The following is a 21,534-nucleotide window of genomic DNA, read 5'->3' on the forward strand; positions in this document are numbered from 1 at the left end:
CAACACATCACAGGCTTAAAAGACACCAGAGGCCGCGTTAACTCACTGGTCAGAAGAACTATTCTGCCCTACCGGCAGCGCTATCAGCTTGCGATAAAATGCCCAGTCAAATTCAGGGCCGGGATCGGTCTTACGCCCCGGAGCAATATCACTGTGTCCGGTAATGGCATCAAGATTAATGGGATAGTGCTTAATTAACAACTCAGTAACAGCTACCAGACTATGATATTGCGCGTCAGTAAAAGGCTCAAAATCCGTGCCTTCCAGCTCAATGCCGATGGAAAAATCATTGCAGCGTTCACGCCCCTGCCAGCTCGAAACACCCGCATGCCAGGCACGTTTATCAAAAGGAACGTATTGAACAATTTCGCCATCGCGCCGGATCAGGCAATGTGCCGCAACACGTAGCTGGTGGATGCCTTCAAAATAAGGATCATCCTGCGGGTTCAGGGTGCCGGTAAAGAGTTGATCAATATAGGAACCGCCGAACTTTCCAGGCGGCAAACTGATGTTGTGGACAACCAGCAACGAGGGAATTTCATTGTCAGGACGGAGATCAAAATGAGGAGAAACGACCCGCCGGGCCTCGGCTATCCAGCCTTGTTCTAAGTGCATCAAAGACCTCAATGATGTGCTTGTGTGGTACTTATCACAGCAACAGGGTAGCATGTTTTTTTGTCCTTCTTATCCGCCATTTCGGAGTATTTGTATGTCTACCCGCAGCTACAGCCCTGAAAGTCGCCGCGCACAGTTACTCGAACGTATCCAGAATGATATTCCAACTCTTGTGACTCAAGCCTTGGGCGAAGACCTCGGCGGCGAAGCTAATGCTAACAATGATTTAACGGCGCAATTGTTACCGCAGGATAAAAACGCGACCGCCACAATCATCACCCGGGAACCTGGCATTTTTTGCGGGCAACGCTGGCTGGATGAAGTCTTTAAGCAACTGGCCGGGGATAAAATCACCGTCAGATGGCATGTTAAAGACGGTGACGCCGTTTCTGAAAACCAGACATTATGCGAACTTTCCGGCTCCGCGCGTATGTTGCTGACCGGTGAACGAACCGCGCTGAATTTTGTGCAAACTCTCTCCGGCGTGGCAACCGAAGTGAATCACTATGTGAAGATCCTGCATGGCACAAAAACCAAGCTGCTGGACACTCGCAAAACCTTGCCGGGTCTGCGTACTGCGCTGAAATATGCCGTGCTGTGCGGTGGCGGGAGCAATCACCGGCTGGGTCTGGCCGATGCGTTTCTTATCAAAGAAAACCACATCATTGCCTGTGGCTCAATTAAAGCGGCAGTCGAGCGCGCATTGTGGATCCATGCCGACGTTCCTGTGGAAGTCGAAGTAGAATCTATTGATGAACTTCAGCAGGCGCTGGATGCCAAAGCTGACATCATCATGCTCGATAACTTTACCGTGCCGATGATGCGCGAAGGCGTTGCGCTGACCGCGGGGCGGGCGCTGCTTGAAGTCTCCGGTAATGTTACGGAAACAACGCTGCGTGAGTTCGCAGAAACCGGCGTGGATTACATTTCCGTCGGTGCGCTGACCAAACATGTCAGAGCGATGGATCTCTCCATGCGCTTTAGCTGATCGCTACGCTGTTGCCCCTGGCTTCCTTTTCAGGGGCAACACGACTTCTTCCGGTCTATTTCATCTTGCCGCCCTACCCTCGCATTCTCACGGCCTGACTGCCATCCCCTTTTTCATTTCATCTTCATTGTTGCGGGACATCGCGCAAAAATTTTGCCGTCCTGAATAACATACATATTTATCCTGGAAGACATCGCGGAGAAGCCAACAATGGGGCTGGAGTCCAGTGATATCTGCGTTTAGTTTGCTGCCAGAGCATTACCCACGCAGTTTTACTTAACGGAGAAGGCCATGCACCGGCAACAAGGATTTACCCTCATTGAACTGATGGTAGTGATCGCGATAATTGCGATCCTCAGCGCCATCGGCATACCCGCTTACCAGAGCTATATCCAGAAAGCTGCCATGACCGACATGCTGCAAACGATGGTGCCGTATAAAACCGGCGTCGAATTGTGTGTGATTGATGCCGGAACCCTGACGGGTTGCAACGCAGGCACTCAGGGGATCCCCGCCGCAACCAGCAGCCGTTACGTCAGCCAGGTACGCGTCAGCGCAGGAATCATCTCACTCACCGGACAACAGGCGCTGGAAGGGCTCAGTGTCGTCATGACGCCGGTGGTCGATAATCTGGCAGGAGGGATCGTCTGGAATCGCAGTTGCACGAACACCACCAACACTTCGATGGCTGATGCCTGCGAAAGCGTGTTCCGTTTTGACAGTCAGGGAGCAACTCAATGACCGATATGCCACTGGATCCTGATTCGCAGGTACACAGCGAAAGGCAGCAAAGTGAAGCTTCGCTTGAAGCTCTGTGCCAGCGATATAAAGCCGTCATTTTACATCGTGACCCGCAGACCCTTCGCGTTGCCTGTCATGAAAGCGAGGCGGACACAGAATCGCTGAGCAACGTGCTGCGTTTCGCCACTGGTTTGAAAGTCCAGCTTGAACGCTGGCCTCAAGCGCGGCTGGAACAGGTGATGGAAAAAGGTTCTTCCGGCGCACAACAATATGTCGCGCAGGAAGATCCAAACACGTCAGTTCCTCGTGACGAGAATGAACTGAACGCTCAAAGTGATGCACCGGTTATCAATGTGCTTAACCAGATCCTAAGGCACGCTATTACCCGTCGCGCCTCGGATATTCACTTCGAACCTTTTGAGCACAGCTTCCGGGTGCGCGTGAGGATTGATGGCGTTTTACAGGAAATCCCCGGCCCTGAGTTTTCGATGGCCGCCAGCGTATGCGCACGCCTGAAAATCATGGGGCAGCTCAACATAGCAGAACGCAGATTGCCGCAGGACGGTCAGCTTTCAGTGATGCTGCAAAATCAGCGATACTCGATGCGGGTTTCCTCCCTGCCGACGCTGCACGGTGAAAAAATCGTGCTGCGGATACTCCATATGACACAGCAGGACCTGTCAATGTCACAGCTGGGATTCACGCCAAGGGATCTCGACTATTTCAAAGCAGCGCTGAAACATCCGCAGGGGTTAATTCTGGTCACTGGTCCGACAGGCAGCGGCAAAACAGTAACGCTCTACACCGGCCTGCGGCATCTGAATGCCATTACCCGAAATATCTGCAGCGTTGAGGATCCGATCGAAATTCCGGTCAGCGGCATTAATCAGACGCAGATCAACAGCAAAACGGATCTGAGTTTTGCCGGTGTTCTGCGGGCATTATTACGTCAGGATCCTGATGTGATTATGGTCGGTGAAATCCGGGATAAAGAAACGGCCGAGATTGCTGTAAAAGCGGCGCAGACCGGGCATATGGTACTTTCCACCCTCCACACCAATTCCACCTGCGAGACGCTGACCCGTCTGAGACAAATGGGGATCGAGGGTTTTCATATAGCAGCCAGTTTACGTCTGGTCATCGCACAGCGACTGGTTCGAAAACTCTGCCCACATTGCCGCAAAGCACATATATCACTGGTCGAAAAAGGCCCGGATGGGCACAGCAGCACAATGCCACTTTGGTTAGCCGCAGGTTGCCATCAATGTTTTTCCGGTTACTACGGACGCACAGGGATTTACGAGACACTCAATATTACGCCCCGGTTGCAGCAGGCTCTGGTCGCGGGGGCAGGCGTCACTGAACTGAGTAAAATTGCCCGCGAGCAGGGGCAGAAAACCTTGCAGGAAGCGGGAATGCTGCTTGTCGAGCAAGGCATTACTTCGCTTGAAGAACTCTACAGAGTTACCGGGGAAGACACCGGCTTATGAGCGAAAACGGGGCTGTTTCTAAAAAGTGGCGACTTTATCAATGGCTGGCAGTCGATACGCTGGGAAGTATTCAGCAGGGAAACTGCATTGAAATAAATAAAGACAACATTTACCAGCAGCTCTTTGCCGCAGGCCTGCAGCCGGTGAGTATCAGGATGAAGCAACGCCTGAGAAGGCAATTTTGGAAAAATCAGGAGCGCGTCGCCTTTGTCAGACAACTGGCGACGCTTCTGCAGGCCGGTTTACCCCTGATGAACAGCCTGACGTTGCTGGGCAATGAGCATACGAAAGCAGCGTGGAATTGCGTACTGCTGAACATCGCCAAAGGCGTCTGCGAGGGGAAACCTCTTTCAGAGATGCTGGGACAATATCCTGATACGTTTCCTGATATTTACCGGCAAATTATTTCGATAGGCGAGCTGACGGGTCAGCTGGACAAATGCTGCCTGCAACTGGCAATTCAGCAAGAACAACAGGCTGAATTGAGAAACAAGGTGAAAAAAGCGCTGCGTTACCCGCTGATCGTCAGCGCGATTGCCACGATTGTGACCCTGCTGATGCTGACGCTGGTTCTGCCTGAGTTTGCGAAAATTTATGCATCTTTTGACGCTAAGTTGCCGTGGTTTACTCAGATGCTGATCAACACCTCGGAAACGTTGATCACGACAGGCCCGTGGATAGCAGGAGCGCTTTTGCTTGGTTGTTTTGGGTATCTGCAAAAAATGCATCCGCATACGCGCTGGAAACTCCGTGAGCAAAAGCTTCTGCTCTGGTTGCCTCTGACTTCACGTCTGGTTACAGACAGCTGCCTCGGCCAGATTTTTCAAACACTGGCCATGACACAACAGGCAGGAATGACGTTAATTGCAGGGCTGGCGGCGTCCTCTGCTTCTGTATCTAATTTGCATTTTCAGGTCGCACTGAACCAGATACGTGAACAAATCATGCAAGGGATCCCCTTACACAAAGCGTTTGTTCAGTCACCGCTGTTTCCGACCTTATGCCATCAGCTAATTAAAATCGGTGAAGAATCAGGTTCTCTGGATGAGTTACTGCAAAAACTCGCGCACCTGCATAACCATAAAGCGAATTCACTGGCGGACACTTTGTCGCAAACCATTGAACCCGTGCTGATGGCAGTAATGGGGATCATTGTGGGCGGACTGGTGATTGCGATGTATCTGCCGATATTCCAGCTAGGGTCGGTGATGGGGTAGGAAAATGGATAAAGCAAAATGATAAAAAGCAGAAAGCGGCGAAAACGAGTCTCGCCGCATCAGACATAACTAACTTATTTGCTGCCGAACAGGCGGTTTTCCTGCTCCGCTACGCGGATAAAGGTCGTACGTTTGGTCAGTTCTTTAAGACGCTCGGCACCGACATAAGTACAGGCGGAACGCAGACCGCCGAGGACATCGCGCACGGTGTTTTCAACCGGGCCACGCAGAGGTAATTTTACGGTTTTACCTTCTGCCGCACGGTATTCTGCAACACCACCAACGTGACGTTTCATGGCAGACTCTGAGCTCATGCCATAGAAAAGCATGAACTTCTCACCGTTTTCTTCAACGACTGTGCCTTCACATTCGTCATGTGCAGCCAGCATACCGCCGAGCATGACGAAATCAGCGCCGCCTCCGAAGGCTTTCGCCACATCGCCAGGAACCGCGCAACCGCCGTCACTGACAATTTGACCGCCCAGACCGTGAGCGGCATCTGCACATTCAATTACCGCGGAAAGTTGAGGATAACCCACACCGGTTTTCACACGGGTTGTACAGACCGAGCCTGGCCCGATACCGACTTTAACGATATCAGCACCTGAGAGGATAAGTTCTTCAACCATTTCACCGGTGACCACATTACCGGCGCAGATGACTTTATCCGGGCAGGCTTCACGTACGCGTTGCAGGAAACCGACAAAATGTTCGGAGTACCCGTTCGCGACATCCAGACAAACAAATTTCAGCAGCGGCGAAAGAGCAAGGATTTGCAGAGTTTTAACGAAATCCGCTTCAGACGTTCCGGTAGAAACCATCACATTGCGCAGGACGGATTCATCCGATGAGGTGATGAATGCCTGCCACTGTTCTACGGTGTAATGCTTATGCACCGCGGTCAGAAGACCGAAAGATGCCAGAACGGTTGCCATACGGAATGTTCCGACAGTGTCCATGTTCGCGGCAATAATCGGGGTGCCAGACCAGCTGATAGCAGAGTGTTTGAATGTGAATGTGCGTTCCAGTTCAACTTCGGAACGGCTTTTGAGAGTAGAACGTTTAGGGCGGATGAGTACGTCTTTAAAACCTAACTTCAAATCTTCTTCAATGCGCATGACGGGTTTGTCCTGGTTTGGCGACGGGTCGCTAGGGTGTGCAGCAAATTTTTAGACACCCTTTCCAGTGGTTTTATCATACACAGGAAAATGACAACGGCAAGATGGCTTTTGCAACTCACATCACAGACTTTTGATTGTGCTGCTGAATAATTTTCGCATGAAAAGCGGGACGACGACGGCTTGCACTTAATCACAATCCCTTTATCATTTACCTAACTAATTTTATCTGGGCATCAGCATGAGCTATATCGTTGCATTGACCGGAGGTATCGGTAGTGGCAAAAGTACCGTTGCCGAAAGTTTTGCCCGCCACGGTGTGAGCATTGTCGATGCTGATATTATTGCCCGTCAGGTGGTTGCACCGGGGGAACCTGCGCTGGACCAGCTCCATCAGCGATTTGGTAACGAAATTATTCTTGCGGATGGTTCACTGAACCGCCCTGCTTTGCGGGAAAGAATATTCAGTTATCCGCCTGATAAAGAATGGGTTAACCAGTTGCTGCACCCGATTATTCATGCCAGAACACAGCAGCTTTTTGCACAGGTTGATAAACCCTATGTGCTCTGGGTGGTGCCACTGCTTATCGAAAATGGATTACAGACGCGGGCAAATCGCGTACTGGTAGTGGATGTTGAGCCTCAGATTCAGCTTTCACGCACCATGCTTCGTGACGGAATTAGTCGTCAGCAGGCTGAAAATATTATTGCTGCGCAGGTCACTCGTGAAAAGCGGCTGGCCTGTGCGGATGACATCATTGATAACAGCGGTGACCCGAAATCTATCGAACCGCGTGTTGCCTTATTACATCGCCGCTATCTGGAATTTGCGGCATCAGTAAACAGACAGGATATTGCCAAGCATGACTGATGTAGCTGCAACCGTTCTTTTTGAACATCCCCTGAATGAGAAGATGCGCACCTGGCTGCGTATCGAGTTTTTGTTGCAACAGATGCACTCTAATTCGCAGATCACATCGATTGCTTCTGCCCTGTTATTTTTCCGTACCTCATCCGATTTACTCGACGTTCTGGAACGCGGAGAAGTCCGTACTGATTTACTGAAAGAACTGGAACGCCAGCAGCAAAAATTATCTCAGTGGAAAGACGTTCCGGGTGTGGATCTGTCAAGAATTGACGGACTGCGTACTGATCTCAAACAGTGTGCGTCCGTGCTGATGAAAGCACCGCGTATCGGACAGGCACTGAAGGAAGATCGCCTGATTGCCCTGGTCCGTCAGCGTCTGAGTATTCCTGGTGGCTGCTGTAGTTTTGATCTCCCGACACTGCATATTTGGCTGCATCTGGTGCAGTCTCAGCGTGACAGCGAAGTACAAAACTGGCTCGAAACGCTGGCTCCGCTAAATAACTCACTCACAAAGGTTCTCGATCTGATCCGCCAGTCAGGCGCGTTTCGTAATCAGATCAGCCTGAATGGTTTTTTCCAGGACAACGCCGAAGGCGCAGATCTGTTACGATTGCGCCTCTCGATGGAAAACCAACTTTATCCGCAAGTATCCGGGCATAAAACCCGTTATGCCATTCGCTTTTTACCCCTGGACAGCGAATATGGCGTGGTTCCCGCGCGACTGAATTTCGAACTTGCCTGCTGCTAGGAGTTGCAAATGGATCCTGAAATTATTGAAGTAAATTGCCCGACATGTGGCAAAACTGTGGTGTGGGCCGAGCAAAGCCCTTTCCGCCCTTTTTGTTCCAAGCGCTGCCAGCTGATTGATCTCGGTGAGTGGGCCGATGAAGAGAAACGCATCCCGAGCAAAGGCGATGTGAATGATCTGGATGACTGGAGTGAAGAAGAAATTTAATCCGGAAAACGGGTAAGTAAAAAGGGGCTTCGGCCCCTTTTTCTATGAGTGCTCAAATAGCAGAAACGATCAGTACTGACTATTTTTAAGGGCAGTCACGATAACTTCGTTAGCCGGAGGAAATTCTTCCTCTTTCAATTCAGACTGCGCTACCCAGCGCTTAGGCTGTCCTTCTTTACCATAGGGTTCACCCTGCCAGTCTTCCACCAGGAAGAAATACAACGTAATGATACGGTCGGGAAAGCGATGCTCGAGCGTTTTCAGCAAAACCGGGGATTTCGCATCAATGCCAACTTCTTCCTGCAACTCGCGGATCACTGCCTGATCCGGCGTTTCGCCTGCTTCGATTTTCCCGCCGGGAAACTCCCAGAAGCCAGCCATGTGCGATGACGCATCGCGCTGAGTAATAAAGATTTCTTTCTGAGCATTACGAATAATGCCGACTGAGATATTCAGTTGTTTAAGCGTCACAGTATCCACCTATTCGCTGACTGCAAAGACTGTCCTGTACGAACTTTTAGACAAAAATAAAGGCGGTGATTAGCCGCCTTTAAGATTAACACGATGACTTAGCCTGAGATCTTACTTTTGCAGGCGGCCATGGCATTGTTTGTATTTCTTACCGGAACCACATGGGCAGAGATCATTACGTCCCACTTTGCGTTCACCGGATGAAGCCAAACGTGCGGCTTCGGCCACTTCGATTTCCTGCTGATCCTGATGGCTAAGCTGCTGCTGACGCGCCAGACGCTCAGCTTCTTCACGACGCTGAATTTCCATTGCTTCAACTTCTTCAGGCATACGTACCTGAACTTTGCTCAGCACGCTGACGACTTCGTATTTCAGGGATTCCAGCATTGCAGCAAACATCGCGAAAGATTCACGTTTGTATTCCTGCTTAGGATCCTTTTGCGCATAGCCACGTAAGTGAATGCCCTGACGCAGGTAATCCATCGCCGCCAGATGCTCTTTCCATAGGGAGTCGAGGGTCTGTAACATCACACCTTTCTCGAAGTTACGCATCATTTCAGCGCCAACGACTTCCTCTTTACGGGCGTAAGATTCTTTCGCGAGCTCCATGATACGTTCGCGCAGGGTTTCTTCATGCAGTTCTGGCTCTTTATCCAGCCACTCTGAAATCGGCATTTCCAGCTCGAAATCGTTCTTCAGGCGCTCTTCCAGACCTTTTACATCCCACATTTCTTCAAGTGACTGTGGCGGAATGTAGCTGTCGATAGTCGCTTTGAACACATCTTCGCGGATGCTGGCGATGGTTTCACTCACATCAGACACATCCAGCAGTTCGTTACGCTGGCTGTAAATCGCACGACGCTGATCGCTCGCCACATCATCATATTCCAGCAATTGCTTACGAATATCGAAGTTACGGCTTTCAACTTTACGCTGTGCGTTGGCAATCGCCTTGGTCACCCAAGGGTGCTCAATCGCTTCGCCTGGTTTCATACCCAGTTTACGCATCATGCTTGAAACGCGGTCAGAGGCGAAGATACGCATCAGAGCATCTTCCATAGACAGGTAGAAGCGGGATGAACCGGCATCACCCTGACGACCCGCACGGCCACGCAGCTGGTTATCGATACGGCGTGATTCGTGACGCTCAGTACCAATGATGTGCAAACCACCTGAAGCCAGAACCGCGTCGTGGCGGATCTGCCATGCAGCTTTAATTTCAGCAATTTTCTCGTCGGTGACTTCTTCGCCCAGATTTTCAACTTCAACCTGCCAGCTACCGCCCAGCACGATATCGGTACCACGACCCGCCATGTTGGTGGCAATAGTTACCGCGCTTGGCTGCCCCGCCTGAGCAACAATGTCTGCTTCTTTGGCGTGGAATTTGGCGTTCAGAACACTGTGCGCGATGCCCGCTTTAGTGAGTTCGTTAGATACCACTTCTGATTTTTCAATCGAAATCGTACCGACCAGAACCGGCTGGCCATTAGCGGTACACTGACGGATGTCTTCGATAATCGCGCCAATTTTTTCCATCTCAGTCATGTACACCAGGTCGGCCATATCTTTACGCACCATAGGGCGGTTAGTTGGCACAACAATGGTATCGAGTTTGTAGATAGAGCTGAATTCGAACGCTTCGGTGTCCGCAGTACCGGTCATACCGGCCAGTTTTTCGTACAAACGGAAGTAGTTCTGGAAGGTGATAGAAGCCAGCGTCTGGTTTTCATTTTGAATTTCAACGCCTTCTTTGGCTTCAACAGCCTGATGCAGACCGTCAGACCAGCGACGCCCCTGCATGGTACGACCGGTATGTTCATCGACAATAATAACTTCACCGTCTTTGACGATGTAATCGACATCACGGGTGAACAGCACGTGCGCGCGCAATGCCGCAGTCACGTGGTGCATCAGCATAATGTTAGTCGGGGAATACAGAGATTCACCTTCTTCCATGATGCCTGCTTCTACCAGCATCTCTTCGATCAACACCAGACCACGTTCGGTCAGGTGGACCTGACGGGCTTTCTCATCCACAGAGAAGTGACCTTCACCCTGGAAGGTATCGGAATCTTCTTTTTCCTGACGGATCAGTTTAGGGATCAGTTTGTCGACGCGGGTGTACATTTCGGAGCTGTCTTCGGCCGGCCCGGAGATGATCAGCGGAGTACGTGCTTCATCGATCAGGATGGAGTCAACCTCATCCACCAGCGCGTAGTGCAGTTTACGCTGAACACGTTCTTCAGGGCTGAATGCCATGTTGTCGCGCAGGTAGTCAAAGCCGTATTCGTTGTTTGTACCATAGGTGATGTCAGCAGCATAAGCAGCGCGCTTAGCCGGAGAAGGCATGCCAGGCAAGTTAATGCCGATGCTCAGACCCAGGAATTCAAACAACGGACGGTTATTTTCGGCGTCACGCTGGGCTAAGTAGTCGTTGACGGTCACGACGTGAACGCCCTTTCCGCTCAGTGCGTTGAGGTAAGCTGGCAATGTCGCGGTCAGCGTTTTACCTTCACCGGTACGCATTTCAGCGATGCAACGCTCGTTCAGTACCATACCGCCGAGTAACTGCACGTCGAAGTGACGCATGCCGAATACGCGCTTACTGGATTCACGAACCACAGCAAAAGCTTCCGGGATCAGGTTTTCCAGTACTTCACCTTTTGCCAGACGCTCACGGAACTCGTTGGTTTTCGCTTGCAGTTGCTCATCCGTCAACTTTTGAACTTCAGGTTCCATGCGGTTGATCAGGTCAACAACTTTACGCATGCGACGCAGTGTACGATCGTTACGGCTACCAAAAACTTTGGTCAATAATTTGATTAACATTATGCTTAATATCTCTTGGAGGCCATGTGAACTGGCCACTAATTTATTGATTTATAGATAGAGTTTAAAGTTACAGTCTGTTAAATCAGGAAGGTTGGGCCAGCACGAATGCCTTGCACCTGTGCTAACCACAGGCCAGTCTGGTGTGGTAAAGAGAAGGTAAGAAAGGGTTGTTGCGTCTGACGGATGATAACCGGTGGTTTGGATTCATGGGTCAGTAAAGCATTCAGGGTAACCAGCAGAGCCAGTTGCTGAACGTGTAACGGACCGGCTTCTTCAGCCACTACTTCCGGCGCGGCAACGGTGTAAACTACCTGCGGAGCCAGAGCAAAAGAAAGATGGCGGATAACCGTGCGCAATGCGTGTTGCTGCCAGTAATCCACACCGAAGGACGGGCGACGGTTCGCCTGGAGCAATGCAAGATTACTCAGCCCTGTACTACCGATGTTAAGACGGTTTAGACTTGAGGATGTATTGGGAACCGCAGGCAGTTCCGTTTGCGACAGGTTCGTTGACACGCCAAGGCTTGCCGCGACCATCCCCAAAAGGAGATGCGGCCAAAAATACCTTCTGCCAAATTGTCGCCAACGATTTAGAATGCCAATCACAAGTTTACAATCCGCCGGAGCCCGTCATGCGCGATAGTCGCCCACAATTATTAGATATCCTGTTCGATGACGCCTCTTCCACTGAGCAAAGCCCGCTGCGTATTGTTCAACAGCGTGCCGCGGCGTTATTAAAACTCAACCGCGCAGTGAAAGGTCTGTTACCGGCGCCCATGCAACCATGGTGTCGTGTCGGTAATTATCGACAGGGTGTTTTAGTGCTCGAGATTGCTAATGCCAGCTGGATGATGCGATTACGCTACGAACAACCCGCATTACTCTCTGCACTTCGAGCGCAAATTCTACCATCATTGTCATCAATCGACATCAGGATTAATCCTTCGCTCATGGCGAAAATGGAAAATGCTTCGCAGATTGCGATTAAAAATAAAGCGATCGCTGCTGAATCTATGCCGGTCAGACATTTGAGTGCGCAAAGTGCTGAGGAATTACGAGGACTGGCGAGCCGTAGCCCGGAAAAACTGAGGAAGGCATTAGAACGACTGGCTGAGTTAGCCGGAGAGGGTGCTAAAACAACCAGTCGTAATAAGTAATACGAGTATCGATTACGCCAATACTGTGGAAGGCGCTTTAAAAGCCAGTGGCAATTCAGCTTCATCCTGGAACGTCACTAATTCCCAGGCTTCCTGCTTAGCCAGTACCGCTTGCAATAACTTGTTGTTCAGTGCGTGGCCAGACTTGAATGCGGTAAACGCACCAATGATGTTATGCCCACACATGAACAGATCGCCGATAGCATCCAGCATTTTGTGACGAACGAATTCATCTTCAAAACGCAGGCCATCTTCGTTAAGCACTCGGTAATCATCCACAACGATAGCGCAATCAAAGCTGCCACCCAGGCACAAACCACGTGACTGCAGGTACTCGATATCACGCATGAAACCAAAAGTACGTGCGCGGCTAATTTGGCGAACGAATGCTTCTGCGGAGAAGTTCATTTTGTAGCGCTGTGAGCTGGAATCAATCGCCGGGTGATTGAAGTCAATAGTGAAGTCCAGAGAGAAACCATTGAATGGTTTAAACTCAGCCCACTTATCACCGTCTTCAACACGCACGGTTTCTTTGATGCGCAAGAATTTCTTGGCGCTGTTCAGCTCTTCAATCCCTGCATCCATCAGCAGATAGACAAAAGGTGCAGCACTACCGTCCATAATTGGCACTTCAGGCGCATCGACTTCGATAACAATGTTATCGATGCCCAGGCCAGCTAATGCCGCATTAAGATGTTCTACCGTAGAAATACGTACGTCATGCTCATTAACCAGACAAGTACAGAGCATGGTATCACGCACGGATTTTGCATCTGCCGGGAAATCAACCGGTGGATTCAAGTCAGTGCGACGATAGATGACCCCGGTATTTGCCGGTGCAGGACGCAGAGTCAGGGTGACTTTCTTGCCGGTATGTAAACCGACGCCCGTCGCCTGAACGATACGTTTTAATGTACGTTGTTTGATCATCGTTTTTATCTCGCAATGTTTATCCATCCAACCGACCTAAGCATACCTTAAGGTCGGCGGGACAGTTTAGCACAAAGAGCGGAGATCCTACAATTCGGACTAGTCTGCCTGCTTACGCAGGAAGGCCGGGATGTCCAGATAGTCGGGCTCTTTATTAGATTGCGCGCTTTGATCATTGACCACTTTAGCAGCGGGTTTCGTTTCCTGCGGCAGCGGAGACATCCCGTGCTGCTGGTAACGATGATCCATTACTGGCTGTGCGGCAGGCTTATTCGTCACCAAAGTGATTTCAGGACGTTTGTCCATGCCGATACCGGTCGCCACCACGGTGACGCGCAATTCGTCATTCATTTCCGGGTCAAGGGATGTACCGATAACCACGGTTGCATTGTCAGAGGCGAAAGCACGGATAGTGTTACCCACAGTTTCGAACTCATCCAGACGCAGGTCGAAGCCAGCGGTGATGTTGACCAGAACGCCGCGAGCACCTGACAGGTCGATATCTTCCAGCAACGGGCTGGAAATCGCCATTTCAGCCGCTTCTTCAGCACGGTCTTCACCACATGCCACGCCGGAGCCCATCATGGCATAACCCATTTCGGACATTACGGTGCGCACGTCAGCGAAGTCGACGTTCATCAGACCCGGACGGGTGATCAGTTCTGCGATACCCTGCACAGCGCCTTTGAGGACGTCGTTGGCCGCACCGAAGGCGTCCAGCAGAGAGATACCGCGACCCAGAACTTTTAACAACTTGTCGTTCGGGATAGTGATCAGGGAGTCCACATGTTTGGACAGTTCAGCGATACCCTGCTCCGCGAATGCCATGCGCTTTTTGCCTTCGAAGTTGAAAGGCTTAGTCACAACAGCAACGGTCAGAATACCTAAATCTTTTGCTACTTCAGCAACCACTGGCGCTGCACCGGTACCGGTACCGCCGCCCATGCCCGCTGCGATAAAGACCATGTCAGCACCTTCAAGCGCAGCGCGCAGGGCTTCACGGTCTTCTTCTGCAGAATTGCGACCCACTTCCGGGTTCGCACCAGCACCCAGACCTTTGGTAATACCGCTACCGATCTGAATAGTCTGGCCTACTGCCGTTTTACGTAACGCCTGAGCGTCGGTGTTAACGGCGAAGAATTCAACACCTTCGATGCGCTCGCGCACCATGTGTTCGACAGCGTTGCCACCGCCACCGCCGACGCCGATGACTTTAATCACCGCGTCATTGGTCAGTTCCATAGGTTCAAACATAGTTTCTCTCCGTTTTGTGCCTGTCGCGTCGGGATCAAAAACCTTAACAGCATGATCCCGTTGTTAAACCATTAAAACTCTTTTCTCAGCCAGCTATTGATTCGTTTGAACCAGTTGCCCACTGAGGCGCGTTTTTCCACTTCGGCCTCACCGCTCAGGTGAGACTCCTTCCCGTAGTGCAGCAGCCCTACAGCCGTTGAGTAGTAAGGTTCCTGCGCATAATCTGTCAGCCCGGTGATGTTCAGGGGTTGCCCGATACGCACCTGGGTATGGAATACCCGCTGCGCACAGGCTGCCAGACCATCAATTTGTGCTGCACCGCCTGTCAGAACAATACCGGCGGCCAGATGATGTTTTACGCCTTGCTGACGTAACTGCTCCTGCAATTGCAAAATTTCGTCGTTCACTAAATTCAGCAATTCTGTGTAACGTGGCTCGATAACTTCAGCCAGAGTCTGACGTTGCAGACTGCGTGGTGGACGTCCACCTACGCTCGGCACTTCGACGTTTTCGTCTTTGCCGACAATGGAACCTAATGCACAACCGTGGCGAACTTTGATCGCTTCGGCGTCGGTCGGTGGTGTACCAAACGCATAAGCGATGTCGCTGGTGACCACGTTCCCTGCATAAGGGATGACCTTAGTATGACGTAGTGCGCCGCCGGTATAAACCGCGATATCCATGGTTCCACCACCAATATCGACCACACACACACCTAATTCACGCTCATCTTCGGTCAGAACGGCATAACTGGCGGCCAGACCGGCAAAAATAAGCTGGTCAACTTTTAAACCGCAGCGTTCTACCGCTTTAACAATGTTCTTCGCCATATCGTTATGGCAGGTAATCAGGTGAACTTTAGCCTGCATACGCACGCCGGAAAGTCCCACCGGGTTTTTGATCCCTTCCTGATAATCAATGGCATATTCCTGAGGGATCACATGCAGAACCCGATGTTCATCACGCACGCGTACCGATTTTGCGGTATGCACCACGTTCTCTACATCTTCCTGCGTGACTTCCTCTTCTGAAATAGGAACCATCCCTATTTCATTCTGACAACTGATATGTTTACCAGATAAAGCAAGGTAAACAGAGGAAATCTGGCAATCAGCCATCAGTTCAGCCTGATCGATGGCGCGCTGTACGCATTTCACCACCGATTCCAGATCATTCACGCCACCCTTGTCCATGCCACGGGATGGGCAACTGCCCACGCCGATAATATTGACCATGCCATCGGGCAGAACTTCCCCCACCAATGCGGCGACCTTTGCCGTACCGATCTCCAGCCCAACTACCAGTTTTCTGTCCGTCGACTTGATCATTGTTGTTTAGCCTGTGCCTGATTCTGTTGCTGATTACTGTTTTGCTGGTCAATAAACTCTGGCGCCCAACCTACCGACGCACCGCTGTCATAACGTAAATCGACATAAGTGATGCGTTTCTTATCGGCTTCTGCCTGTTGCTGGAATCGCGGGTAGAGCTCGATAAAACGTTGTAAACGTCCCATCCGGTCATCTCTTCCTAATTCCAGCCGGACGTCATTATCCAGAGTTAACTGCCACGAGTGACGCGCACTCATTGCCACTGCTTTCAACGTAAATTTACCGGCAGCCAGCGCCTGGCTCATTGTTTGAAAGCCCTGCAAAACATCCTGTTCGCTGCCTTCCGGACCGTAAAGCAACGGCATTTTCTGTTTGACCACACGCTCGGCAGGTATGCTGAAAGATTTGCCATCGGCATCGACCATATGCAGATCATTCCAGTGTGCGACCGGCACATACTCCACCAGGTGTATCTTCAATTCGTTCGGCCATTGCTTACGGACGCTGACCTGTTTTATCCAGGGTAAACGCTCAATCTGCTGCTGAATGACGTTTACATCCTGCGTCATGAACGTTCCCGGTGCCCCTAAGGAAAGGATCGCCTGACGAATATCATCATTGGTCGTGTAATGACGTTCCCCGGTAACCACTAACTGGGACAACGGCAATCGGTTCGCATCCTGCATCCAGCCAACAACGGCCCACGCACTCCATAAAATCGTTCCTACTACCAACAACAGAAACACGATCCCAGCCAGCTGGCCACCGTTACTGCGACGGCCGTTGTTTTCGACCGTCTCACGCTCTCGGGTATTCAGGGCGGCTTGAGACATATCAGTTCGCCAGCGCCAGAATACGGGAAACGAGCTGCGGGAAACTTAACCCGGCGTGTTTAGCTGCCATTGGCACCAGACTGTGGCTGGTCATGCCCGGCGACGTATTCACTTCCAGCAGGTTAAAGCTGCCGTCGCTGTCTTGCATCACGTCAACGCGTCCCCAACCGCTGCAATCGAGCGCCTGATAGGCCTGCAATGCCATCGCAGAAAGCTGTTGTTCCTGCTCTTCGCTTAAACCGCTCGGACAGAAATACTGTGTTTCATCAGACAGATATTTCGCCTGATAGTCATAAAATGTTCCGGCTGGCTGGATGCGAATGGATGGCATCACTTCGTCACCCACGATAGCGACCGTGTATTCCGGGCCGCTCAGCCATTTTTCGATCAGTACGTTATCGTCATGACGGAAGCCTTCCTGCAGGGCTGGCAGCAATTCTTTTTCAGTTGTCACTTTGCTCATACCGACGCTGGAACCTTCGCGGCTCGGTTTAACGATCACCGGCAGGCCTAATTCGGCGATTTTTGCTGCCAGAGCGCCCTGCCCTGCTTCTTCAATTTGTGAACGATGCAGTGCAACAAACGGGGCGACCGGCAAACCTAATGCCTGCCACACCAGCTTGGTACGGAATTTATCCATCGTCAGCGCAGACGCCATCACACCGCTGCCGGTGTAAGGCAAGCCAATTTGTTCCAGCAAGCCCTGCAACGTACCGTCTTCGCCACCGCGACCGTGCAGTGCGATAAAGACTTTGCTGAAGCCTTCTTGTTTAAGAAGCGCAACATTAAAAGTTTTGGTATCGATGCCGTGTGCATCAATCCCGGATTCACGTAAGCCAGCCAGCACCGCGGCGCCGGACTGTAATGACACATCGCGTTCTGCGGAAGTACCACCCAACAATACTGCTACTTTCTCAGACATGATGTTCTTCACCTTTCTTTACTGGTTGCAGCTTTTGATCAGCCAATTTACGGGCCACTCTGCCGACATTACCGGCGCCCTGCACCAGAACTAAATCGTCACCTTCGAGGATCTGCGCCAGACTTTCCGGCACGGCTTCAATATCAGAAACCAAAATCGGATCCAACTTCCCGCGCGCACGAATGGTGCGGCAAAGCGAGCGGCTGTCTGCTCCCGGGATTGGCGCTTCGCCCGCCGGATACACATCCAGCATGATCAGCACATCAACCTGAGACAACACGTTCGCGAAATCGTCGTACAAATCACGGGTACGCGTATAACGGTGCGGCTGGAAAATCATCACCAGACGCTTGTTCGCCCAGCCAGCGCGTGCCGCTTTGATCGTTGCATCAACTTCCGTCGGATGATGACCGTAATCATCAACCAGCATGGCGCTGCCGGTTTTGCCGTTCACGTTATCCAGCGCATATTCGCCCAGGAAATCGAAACGACGTCCTGTTCCCTGGAAACCTGCCAGTGCGCGAAGAATAGCGTCATCACAGATCCCTTCGTCTGACGCAACGGCCACGGCGGCTGCGGCATTCAGGGCGTTATGACGACCCGGCGCATTCAGCGTCACGCTAATGAGCGGCAAGTCCTGACGGCGGAGGGTGAAGTGCCCCTGCGCGCCGACCTGACGATAATTTTCGATAATCACATCAGCGTCTTCGCTGAAACCGTAAGTCGTCATATGACGGCCCACGCGCGGGATCAACTCGCGGATCACCGGATCATCAATACACATCACTGCTCGTCCGTAGAATGGCAGGTTGTGCAGGAAATTAATGAACGTCTGCTTCAGGATTTCAAAGTCACCCTGATAAGTATCCATATGGTCTGCTTCGATGTTGGTCACAATAGCCACCATCGGTTGCAGATGCAGGAACGACGCATCGCTTTCATCCGCTTCCGCAATCAGAAAACGGCTGGAGCCTAGTCGCGCATGAGTACCCGCCGCTTTCACCAGTCCGCCGTTCACGAATGTCGGATCCAGACCGGCTTCGGCATAAATACTGGTGACCATCGCCGTGGTCGTCGTTTTGCCGTGCGTACCTGCCACGGCGATACCGTGCCGAAAACGCATCAGCTCAGCGAGCATTTCCGCGCGGCGGATCACAGGTATTCGCGCTTCGCGTGCGGCAACGATTTCCGGGTTATCGGAAGAGATCGCCGTCGATACCACCACCACGCTGGCATCCAGCACATTCTCAGGGCGGTGATTAAAATAAATCGTTGCGCCCAGAGCCGTCAGTTGCTGTGTCACCGCGTTCGGTGCCAGATCAGATCCACTGATCTGATAGCCTTCATTTGCCAACACTTCGGCGATACCACCCATGCCGGCACCACCGATGCCAACAAAGTGAATGTGCCGGACACGATGCATCTCGGGCACGAAGGTACGCAGTTTCGCCAATTGTTGTGTATTCACGTTTTTATTCACTATTTCAGGTTACTGATTAATCCGTTTCTTACGGCTGGGACCACACACTGCATGGCCCGTTCAATTTCATTTTTTGCGGGCGGCAACCACTTCTGCGGCTACACGCTCTGTCGCATCGGGAATAGCGGCTGCACGCGCGGCCTTTGCCATTTCCATCAGATGGGTTCTGTCCCATCCGGCCATCAGATCAGCGACGGCTGCGGCACTAAAATCTTTCTGCTCAATAATCTTTGCAGCACCGGCTTTTTCCAGCGGCAATGCGTTCCAGTACTGCTGACGGTCTTTGTGCTGGAATGGCACAAAAATAGCCGGCAAACCTGCGGCAGCAATTTCACTGACCGTTAACGCACCGGAGCGACATACCACCACATCCGCCCAGGCATAAGCTGCTGCCATGTCATCAATAAATTCGGTGACTTTATGCTGAGTCTGACCGGCTTTTTCGTAAGCCTGATTCACTGACTCCAGCGCACCTTTACCGACCTGATGCCACAGCGTAATTTTATCGCCCATCAAAGCTGCCACTTCAGGCATGCTCTGATTAAGTACGCGCGCGCCCTGACTGCCACCAATCACTAAGACCCGGATCGGGCCTTCGCGTCCGGCTAAGCGTGTTTCTGGCAATTCCAGCGCCAGTACATCGGTGCGCACCGGATTTCCCACGACATCCGCTTTCGGAAATGCACCAGGGAACGCCTGCAATACTTTGGTAGCAATGTGCGACAAACCTTTATTGGTCATTCCCGCAATGCCGTTTTGTTCGTGCAGTACCACCGGAATACCCAGTGACCATGCAGCCAGGCCGCCCGGGCCGGAAACGTATCCGCCCATTCCCAACACCACATCTGGCTGAAAGCGTTTCATGATGGCCTTCGCCTGACGCCACGCATGATATATGCGAATCGGGGCAGTGAGTTGCGCTTTCAGACCTTTCCCACGTAATCCGGAGATATTAATGAAATCAATGTCGATGCCATGTTTGGGTACAAGATCCGCTTCCATCCGGTCTGCCGTACCCAACCAGCGAACTTCCCAGCCTTGCGCAATCAGATGATGCGCCACAGCGAGACCAGGGAACACATGCCCGCCGGTACCGCCAGCCATCACCATTAAACGCCGGGTATTGCCACTCATCGGGCACTCCTTACAAACGCCTGGGCTTTTGCCAGCCGCGTTTCAAAATCCACTCGCAGCAATAACACGATTGCCGTCGACATAATGATTAAGCTCGAACCACCGTAACTGATCAGCGGCAGCGTCAGACCTTTGGTCGGCAACATCCCCGCCGCCGCGCCCACATTGACCAGCGCCTGGAAGCTAAACCACACCCCGATCGAGCAGGCCAAAAATCCGGAAAAACGCTGATCAATCTCAAGCGCACGACGTCCGATAGACATCGCGCGAAAAGCGACGAAGAATACCATCAACAGGGCTAAAACCACACCGAAATACCCCAGTTCCTCACCCAAAATGGAGAAGATAAAGTCGGTATGCGCTTCCGGTAAATATTCCAGTTTCTGCACTGAATTCCCCAAGCCCTGCCCCCAGAATTCACCACGGCCAAATGCCATCAGCGACTGAGTTAACTGGTAGCCGCTACCAAACGGATCAGCCCACGGGTTCCAGAACGATGTCACGCGGCGCATACGGTACGGTTCGGCAAGAACCAGCAGCACAACCGCAAACGCACCGGAACCGATAATGGCCAGGAACTGCCACATTTTCGCGCCCGCCAGGAACAACATCGCCAGCGTGGTGATAAACAGTACAACAACAGTACCCAGGTCAGGCTGAGCCAGCAGCAACACGGCCAGTACCACCATCACGCCCATCGGTTTGCAAAAGCCCCAGAAGTTGCTGCGTACTTCATCTACCTTGCGCACCAGATAACTGGCCAGATAGCAGAACAGCGACAACTTTGAGAACTCAGCAGGCTGAATACGCAGCGGCCCGAGTGAAATCCAGCGCGATGCCCCGTTGACGGAGCTACCCACTACCAGAACCACCAGTAACATCACCACCGAAAGCAGCAGCAGAACATTGCTGTACTTCTGCCATACGGCCATCGGTACCCGAAGCGTCACCAGCGATAAACCAAAAGCCAGACCGAGATAAATGGCGTCACGTTTAGCAAACAGGAACGGGTCCTCTGCCAGACGCTGACCAATAGGCATGGAGGCCGACGTCACCATCACAAAACCCACGATCGCCAGACCAAAGGTCAGCCACAACAAAGTCCGGTCGTACAACACCAGCGTGACAGAATCGCTTTCCTTTACGCCCATCACCCAGTCATTAAATTTTCCGACGAGGCTCAGCCCCGGAATACGCAACCG

21 protein-coding genes are annotated in these 21,534 nt (G+C 51.8%); 8 read left to right on the forward strand and 13 right to left on the reverse strand.

Annotation, left to right across the window (positions count from 1 at the left end):
• Positions 1 to 42 precede the first annotated feature (42 nt).
• A complete protein-coding gene (gene ampD / locus J1784_RS25790) occupies positions 43 to 615 on the reverse strand; it encodes a 1,6-anhydro-N-acetylmuramyl-L-alanine amidase AmpD (protein WP_217151542.1) in 573 nt (190 codons plus the stop codon).
• 94 nt (positions 616 to 709) lie between these two features.
• On the opposite strand from ampD, the gene nadC reads away from it, so the two are divergent.
• The 4 genes from nadC to hofC all read left to right on the forward strand — a co-directional run bounded on the left by nadC (position 710) and on the right by hofC (position 5,051).
• On the forward strand, positions 710 to 1,603 hold the full coding sequence (gene nadC / locus J1784_RS25795) for a carboxylating nicotinate-nucleotide diphosphorylase (RefSeq protein ID WP_217151543.1): 894 nt from the start codon (positions 710 to 712) through the stop codon (positions 1,601 to 1,603).
• A 291-nt stretch (positions 1,604 to 1,894) separates the two neighbouring features.
• Positions 1,895 to 2,344 carry a prepilin peptidase-dependent pilin gene (gene ppdD, locus J1784_RS25800; RefSeq protein WP_217151544.1) on the forward strand — a complete coding sequence of 150 codons (450 nt, stop codon included), beginning with the start codon at positions 1,895 to 1,897 and terminating at the stop codon, positions 2,342 to 2,344.
• The gene (gene gspE / locus J1784_RS25805) at positions 2,341 to 3,834 is read left to right on the forward strand and encodes a type II secretion system protein GspE (protein ID WP_217151545.1); all 1,494 of its coding nucleotides are present in this window, start codon (positions 2,341 to 2,343) and stop codon (positions 3,832 to 3,834) included. Before ppdD ends, gspE begins: the two co-directional genes overlap by 4 nt.
• A complete protein-coding gene (gene hofC / locus J1784_RS25810) occupies positions 3,831 to 5,051 on the forward strand; it encodes a protein transport protein HofC (RefSeq protein WP_217151546.1) in 1,221 nt (406 codons plus the stop codon). The genes gspE and hofC overlap by 4 nt, the downstream gene beginning before the upstream one ends.
• A 74-nt stretch (positions 5,052 to 5,125) precedes the next feature.
• Here the strand turns inward: hofC and J1784_RS25815 are convergent, their stop codons facing one another.
• Positions 5,126 to 6,169, reverse strand: a complete 1,044-nt coding sequence (locus J1784_RS25815) for a GMP reductase (protein ID WP_217151547.1) — start codon at positions 6,167 to 6,169, stop codon at positions 5,126 to 5,128.
• 241 nt (positions 6,170 to 6,410) lie between these two features.
• Here J1784_RS25815 and coaE point away from each other — a divergent pair, with 241 nt between their 5' ends.
• Genes coaE through yacG form a run of 3 tightly spaced genes read left to right on the forward strand, consistent with a single transcriptional unit; the run spans position 6,411 to position 7,992 of the window.
• A complete protein-coding gene (gene coaE / locus J1784_RS25820; protein ID WP_217151548.1) occupies positions 6,411 to 7,040 on the forward strand; it encodes a dephospho-CoA kinase in 630 nt (209 codons plus the stop codon).
• The gene (gene zapD / locus J1784_RS25825; RefSeq protein ID WP_217151549.1) at positions 7,033 to 7,785 is read left to right on the forward strand and encodes a cell division protein ZapD; all 753 of its coding nucleotides are present in this window, start codon (positions 7,033 to 7,035) and stop codon (positions 7,783 to 7,785) included. The genes coaE and zapD overlap by 8 nt, the downstream gene beginning before the upstream one ends.
• 9 nt (positions 7,786 to 7,794) lie before the next feature.
• Positions 7,795 to 7,992 carry a DNA gyrase inhibitor YacG gene (yacG, locus tag J1784_RS25830; protein ID WP_217151550.1) on the forward strand — a complete coding sequence of 66 codons (198 nt, stop codon included), beginning with the start codon at positions 7,795 to 7,797 and terminating at the stop codon, positions 7,990 to 7,992.
• Between the two features lie 69 nt (positions 7,993 to 8,061).
• Here yacG and mutT read toward each other — a convergent pair whose 3' ends face one another.
• The 3 genes from mutT to secM form a co-directional block, all read right to left on the reverse strand.
• Positions 8,062 to 8,463 (reverse strand): 8-oxo-dGTP diphosphatase MutT, encoded by a 402-nt coding sequence (mutT, locus tag J1784_RS25835; protein WP_217151551.1) that lies wholly within the window; start codon positions 8,461 to 8,463, stop codon positions 8,062 to 8,064.
• A gap of 111 nt (positions 8,464 to 8,574) precedes the next feature.
• Complete coding sequence (secA, locus tag J1784_RS25840) at positions 8,575 to 11,292, reverse strand: preprotein translocase subunit SecA (protein ID WP_217151552.1); 2,718 nt, start codon at positions 11,290 to 11,292, stop codon at positions 8,575 to 8,577.
• Between the two features lie 80 nt (positions 11,293 to 11,372).
• Entirely contained in the window at positions 11,373 to 11,900 is a 528-nt protein-coding gene (secM, locus tag J1784_RS25845) for a secA translation cis-regulator SecM (protein WP_217151553.1), read from the reverse strand.
• 26 nt (positions 11,901 to 11,926) lie between these two features.
• Here secM and J1784_RS25850 point away from each other — a divergent pair, with 26 nt between their 5' ends.
• Positions 11,927 to 12,451, forward strand: coding sequence for a DUF721 domain-containing protein (locus tag J1784_RS25850; protein ID WP_217151554.1), 525 nt, complete (start codon positions 11,927 to 11,929; stop codon positions 12,449 to 12,451).
• A gap of 12 nt (positions 12,452 to 12,463) precedes the next feature.
• Here J1784_RS25850 and lpxC read toward each other — a convergent pair whose 3' ends face one another.
• The 8 genes from lpxC to ftsW form a co-directional block, all read right to left on the reverse strand.
• Positions 12,464 to 13,381, reverse strand: coding sequence for a UDP-3-O-acyl-N-acetylglucosamine deacetylase (gene lpxC / locus J1784_RS25855; RefSeq protein WP_120161921.1), 918 nt, complete (start codon positions 13,379 to 13,381; stop codon positions 12,464 to 12,466).
• 99 nt (positions 13,382 to 13,480) lie between these two features.
• Positions 13,481 to 14,635: a cell division protein FtsZ gene (gene ftsZ / locus J1784_RS25860; RefSeq protein WP_112286943.1), complete on the reverse strand. Its 1,155-nt coding sequence runs from the start codon at positions 14,633 to 14,635 to the stop codon at positions 13,481 to 13,483.
• A gap of 71 nt (positions 14,636 to 14,706) precedes the next feature.
• Positions 14,707 to 15,963 (reverse strand): cell division protein FtsA, encoded by a 1,257-nt coding sequence (gene ftsA, locus J1784_RS25865; RefSeq protein WP_009634688.1) that lies wholly within the window; start codon positions 15,961 to 15,963, stop codon positions 14,707 to 14,709.
• Entirely contained in the window at positions 15,960 to 16,796 is an 837-nt protein-coding gene (gene ftsQ / locus J1784_RS25870) for a cell division protein FtsQ (protein ID WP_120508063.1), read from the reverse strand. The genes ftsA and ftsQ overlap by 4 nt, the downstream gene beginning before the upstream one ends.
• 1 nt (position 16,797) lies before the next feature.
• A complete protein-coding gene (locus J1784_RS25875; protein WP_217151555.1) occupies positions 16,798 to 17,718 on the reverse strand; it encodes a D-alanine--D-alanine ligase in 921 nt (306 codons plus the stop codon).
• On the reverse strand, positions 17,711 to 19,186 hold the full coding sequence (murC, locus tag J1784_RS25880) for a UDP-N-acetylmuramate--L-alanine ligase (protein ID WP_217151556.1): 1,476 nt from the start codon (positions 19,184 to 19,186) through the stop codon (positions 17,711 to 17,713). The genes J1784_RS25875 and murC overlap by 8 nt, the downstream gene beginning before the upstream one ends.
• A gap of 78 nt (positions 19,187 to 19,264) precedes the next feature.
• Positions 19,265 to 20,332 carry an undecaprenyldiphospho-muramoylpentapeptide beta-N-acetylglucosaminyltransferase gene (gene murG / locus J1784_RS25885; RefSeq protein WP_217151557.1) on the reverse strand — a complete coding sequence of 356 codons (1,068 nt, stop codon included), beginning with the start codon at positions 20,330 to 20,332 and terminating at the stop codon, positions 19,265 to 19,267.
• Positions 20,329 to 21,531, reverse strand: coding sequence for a cell division protein FtsW (gene ftsW / locus J1784_RS25890; RefSeq protein ID WP_420804002.1), 1,203 nt, complete (start codon positions 21,529 to 21,531; stop codon positions 20,329 to 20,331). The genes murG and ftsW overlap by 4 nt, the downstream gene beginning before the upstream one ends.
• Positions 21,532 to 21,534 lie beyond the last annotated feature (3 nt).

Source organism: Rahnella ecdela, assembly GCF_019049625.1.
Taxonomy (GTDB): Bacteria; Pseudomonadota; Gammaproteobacteria; order Enterobacterales; family Enterobacteriaceae; genus Rahnella; species Rahnella ecdela.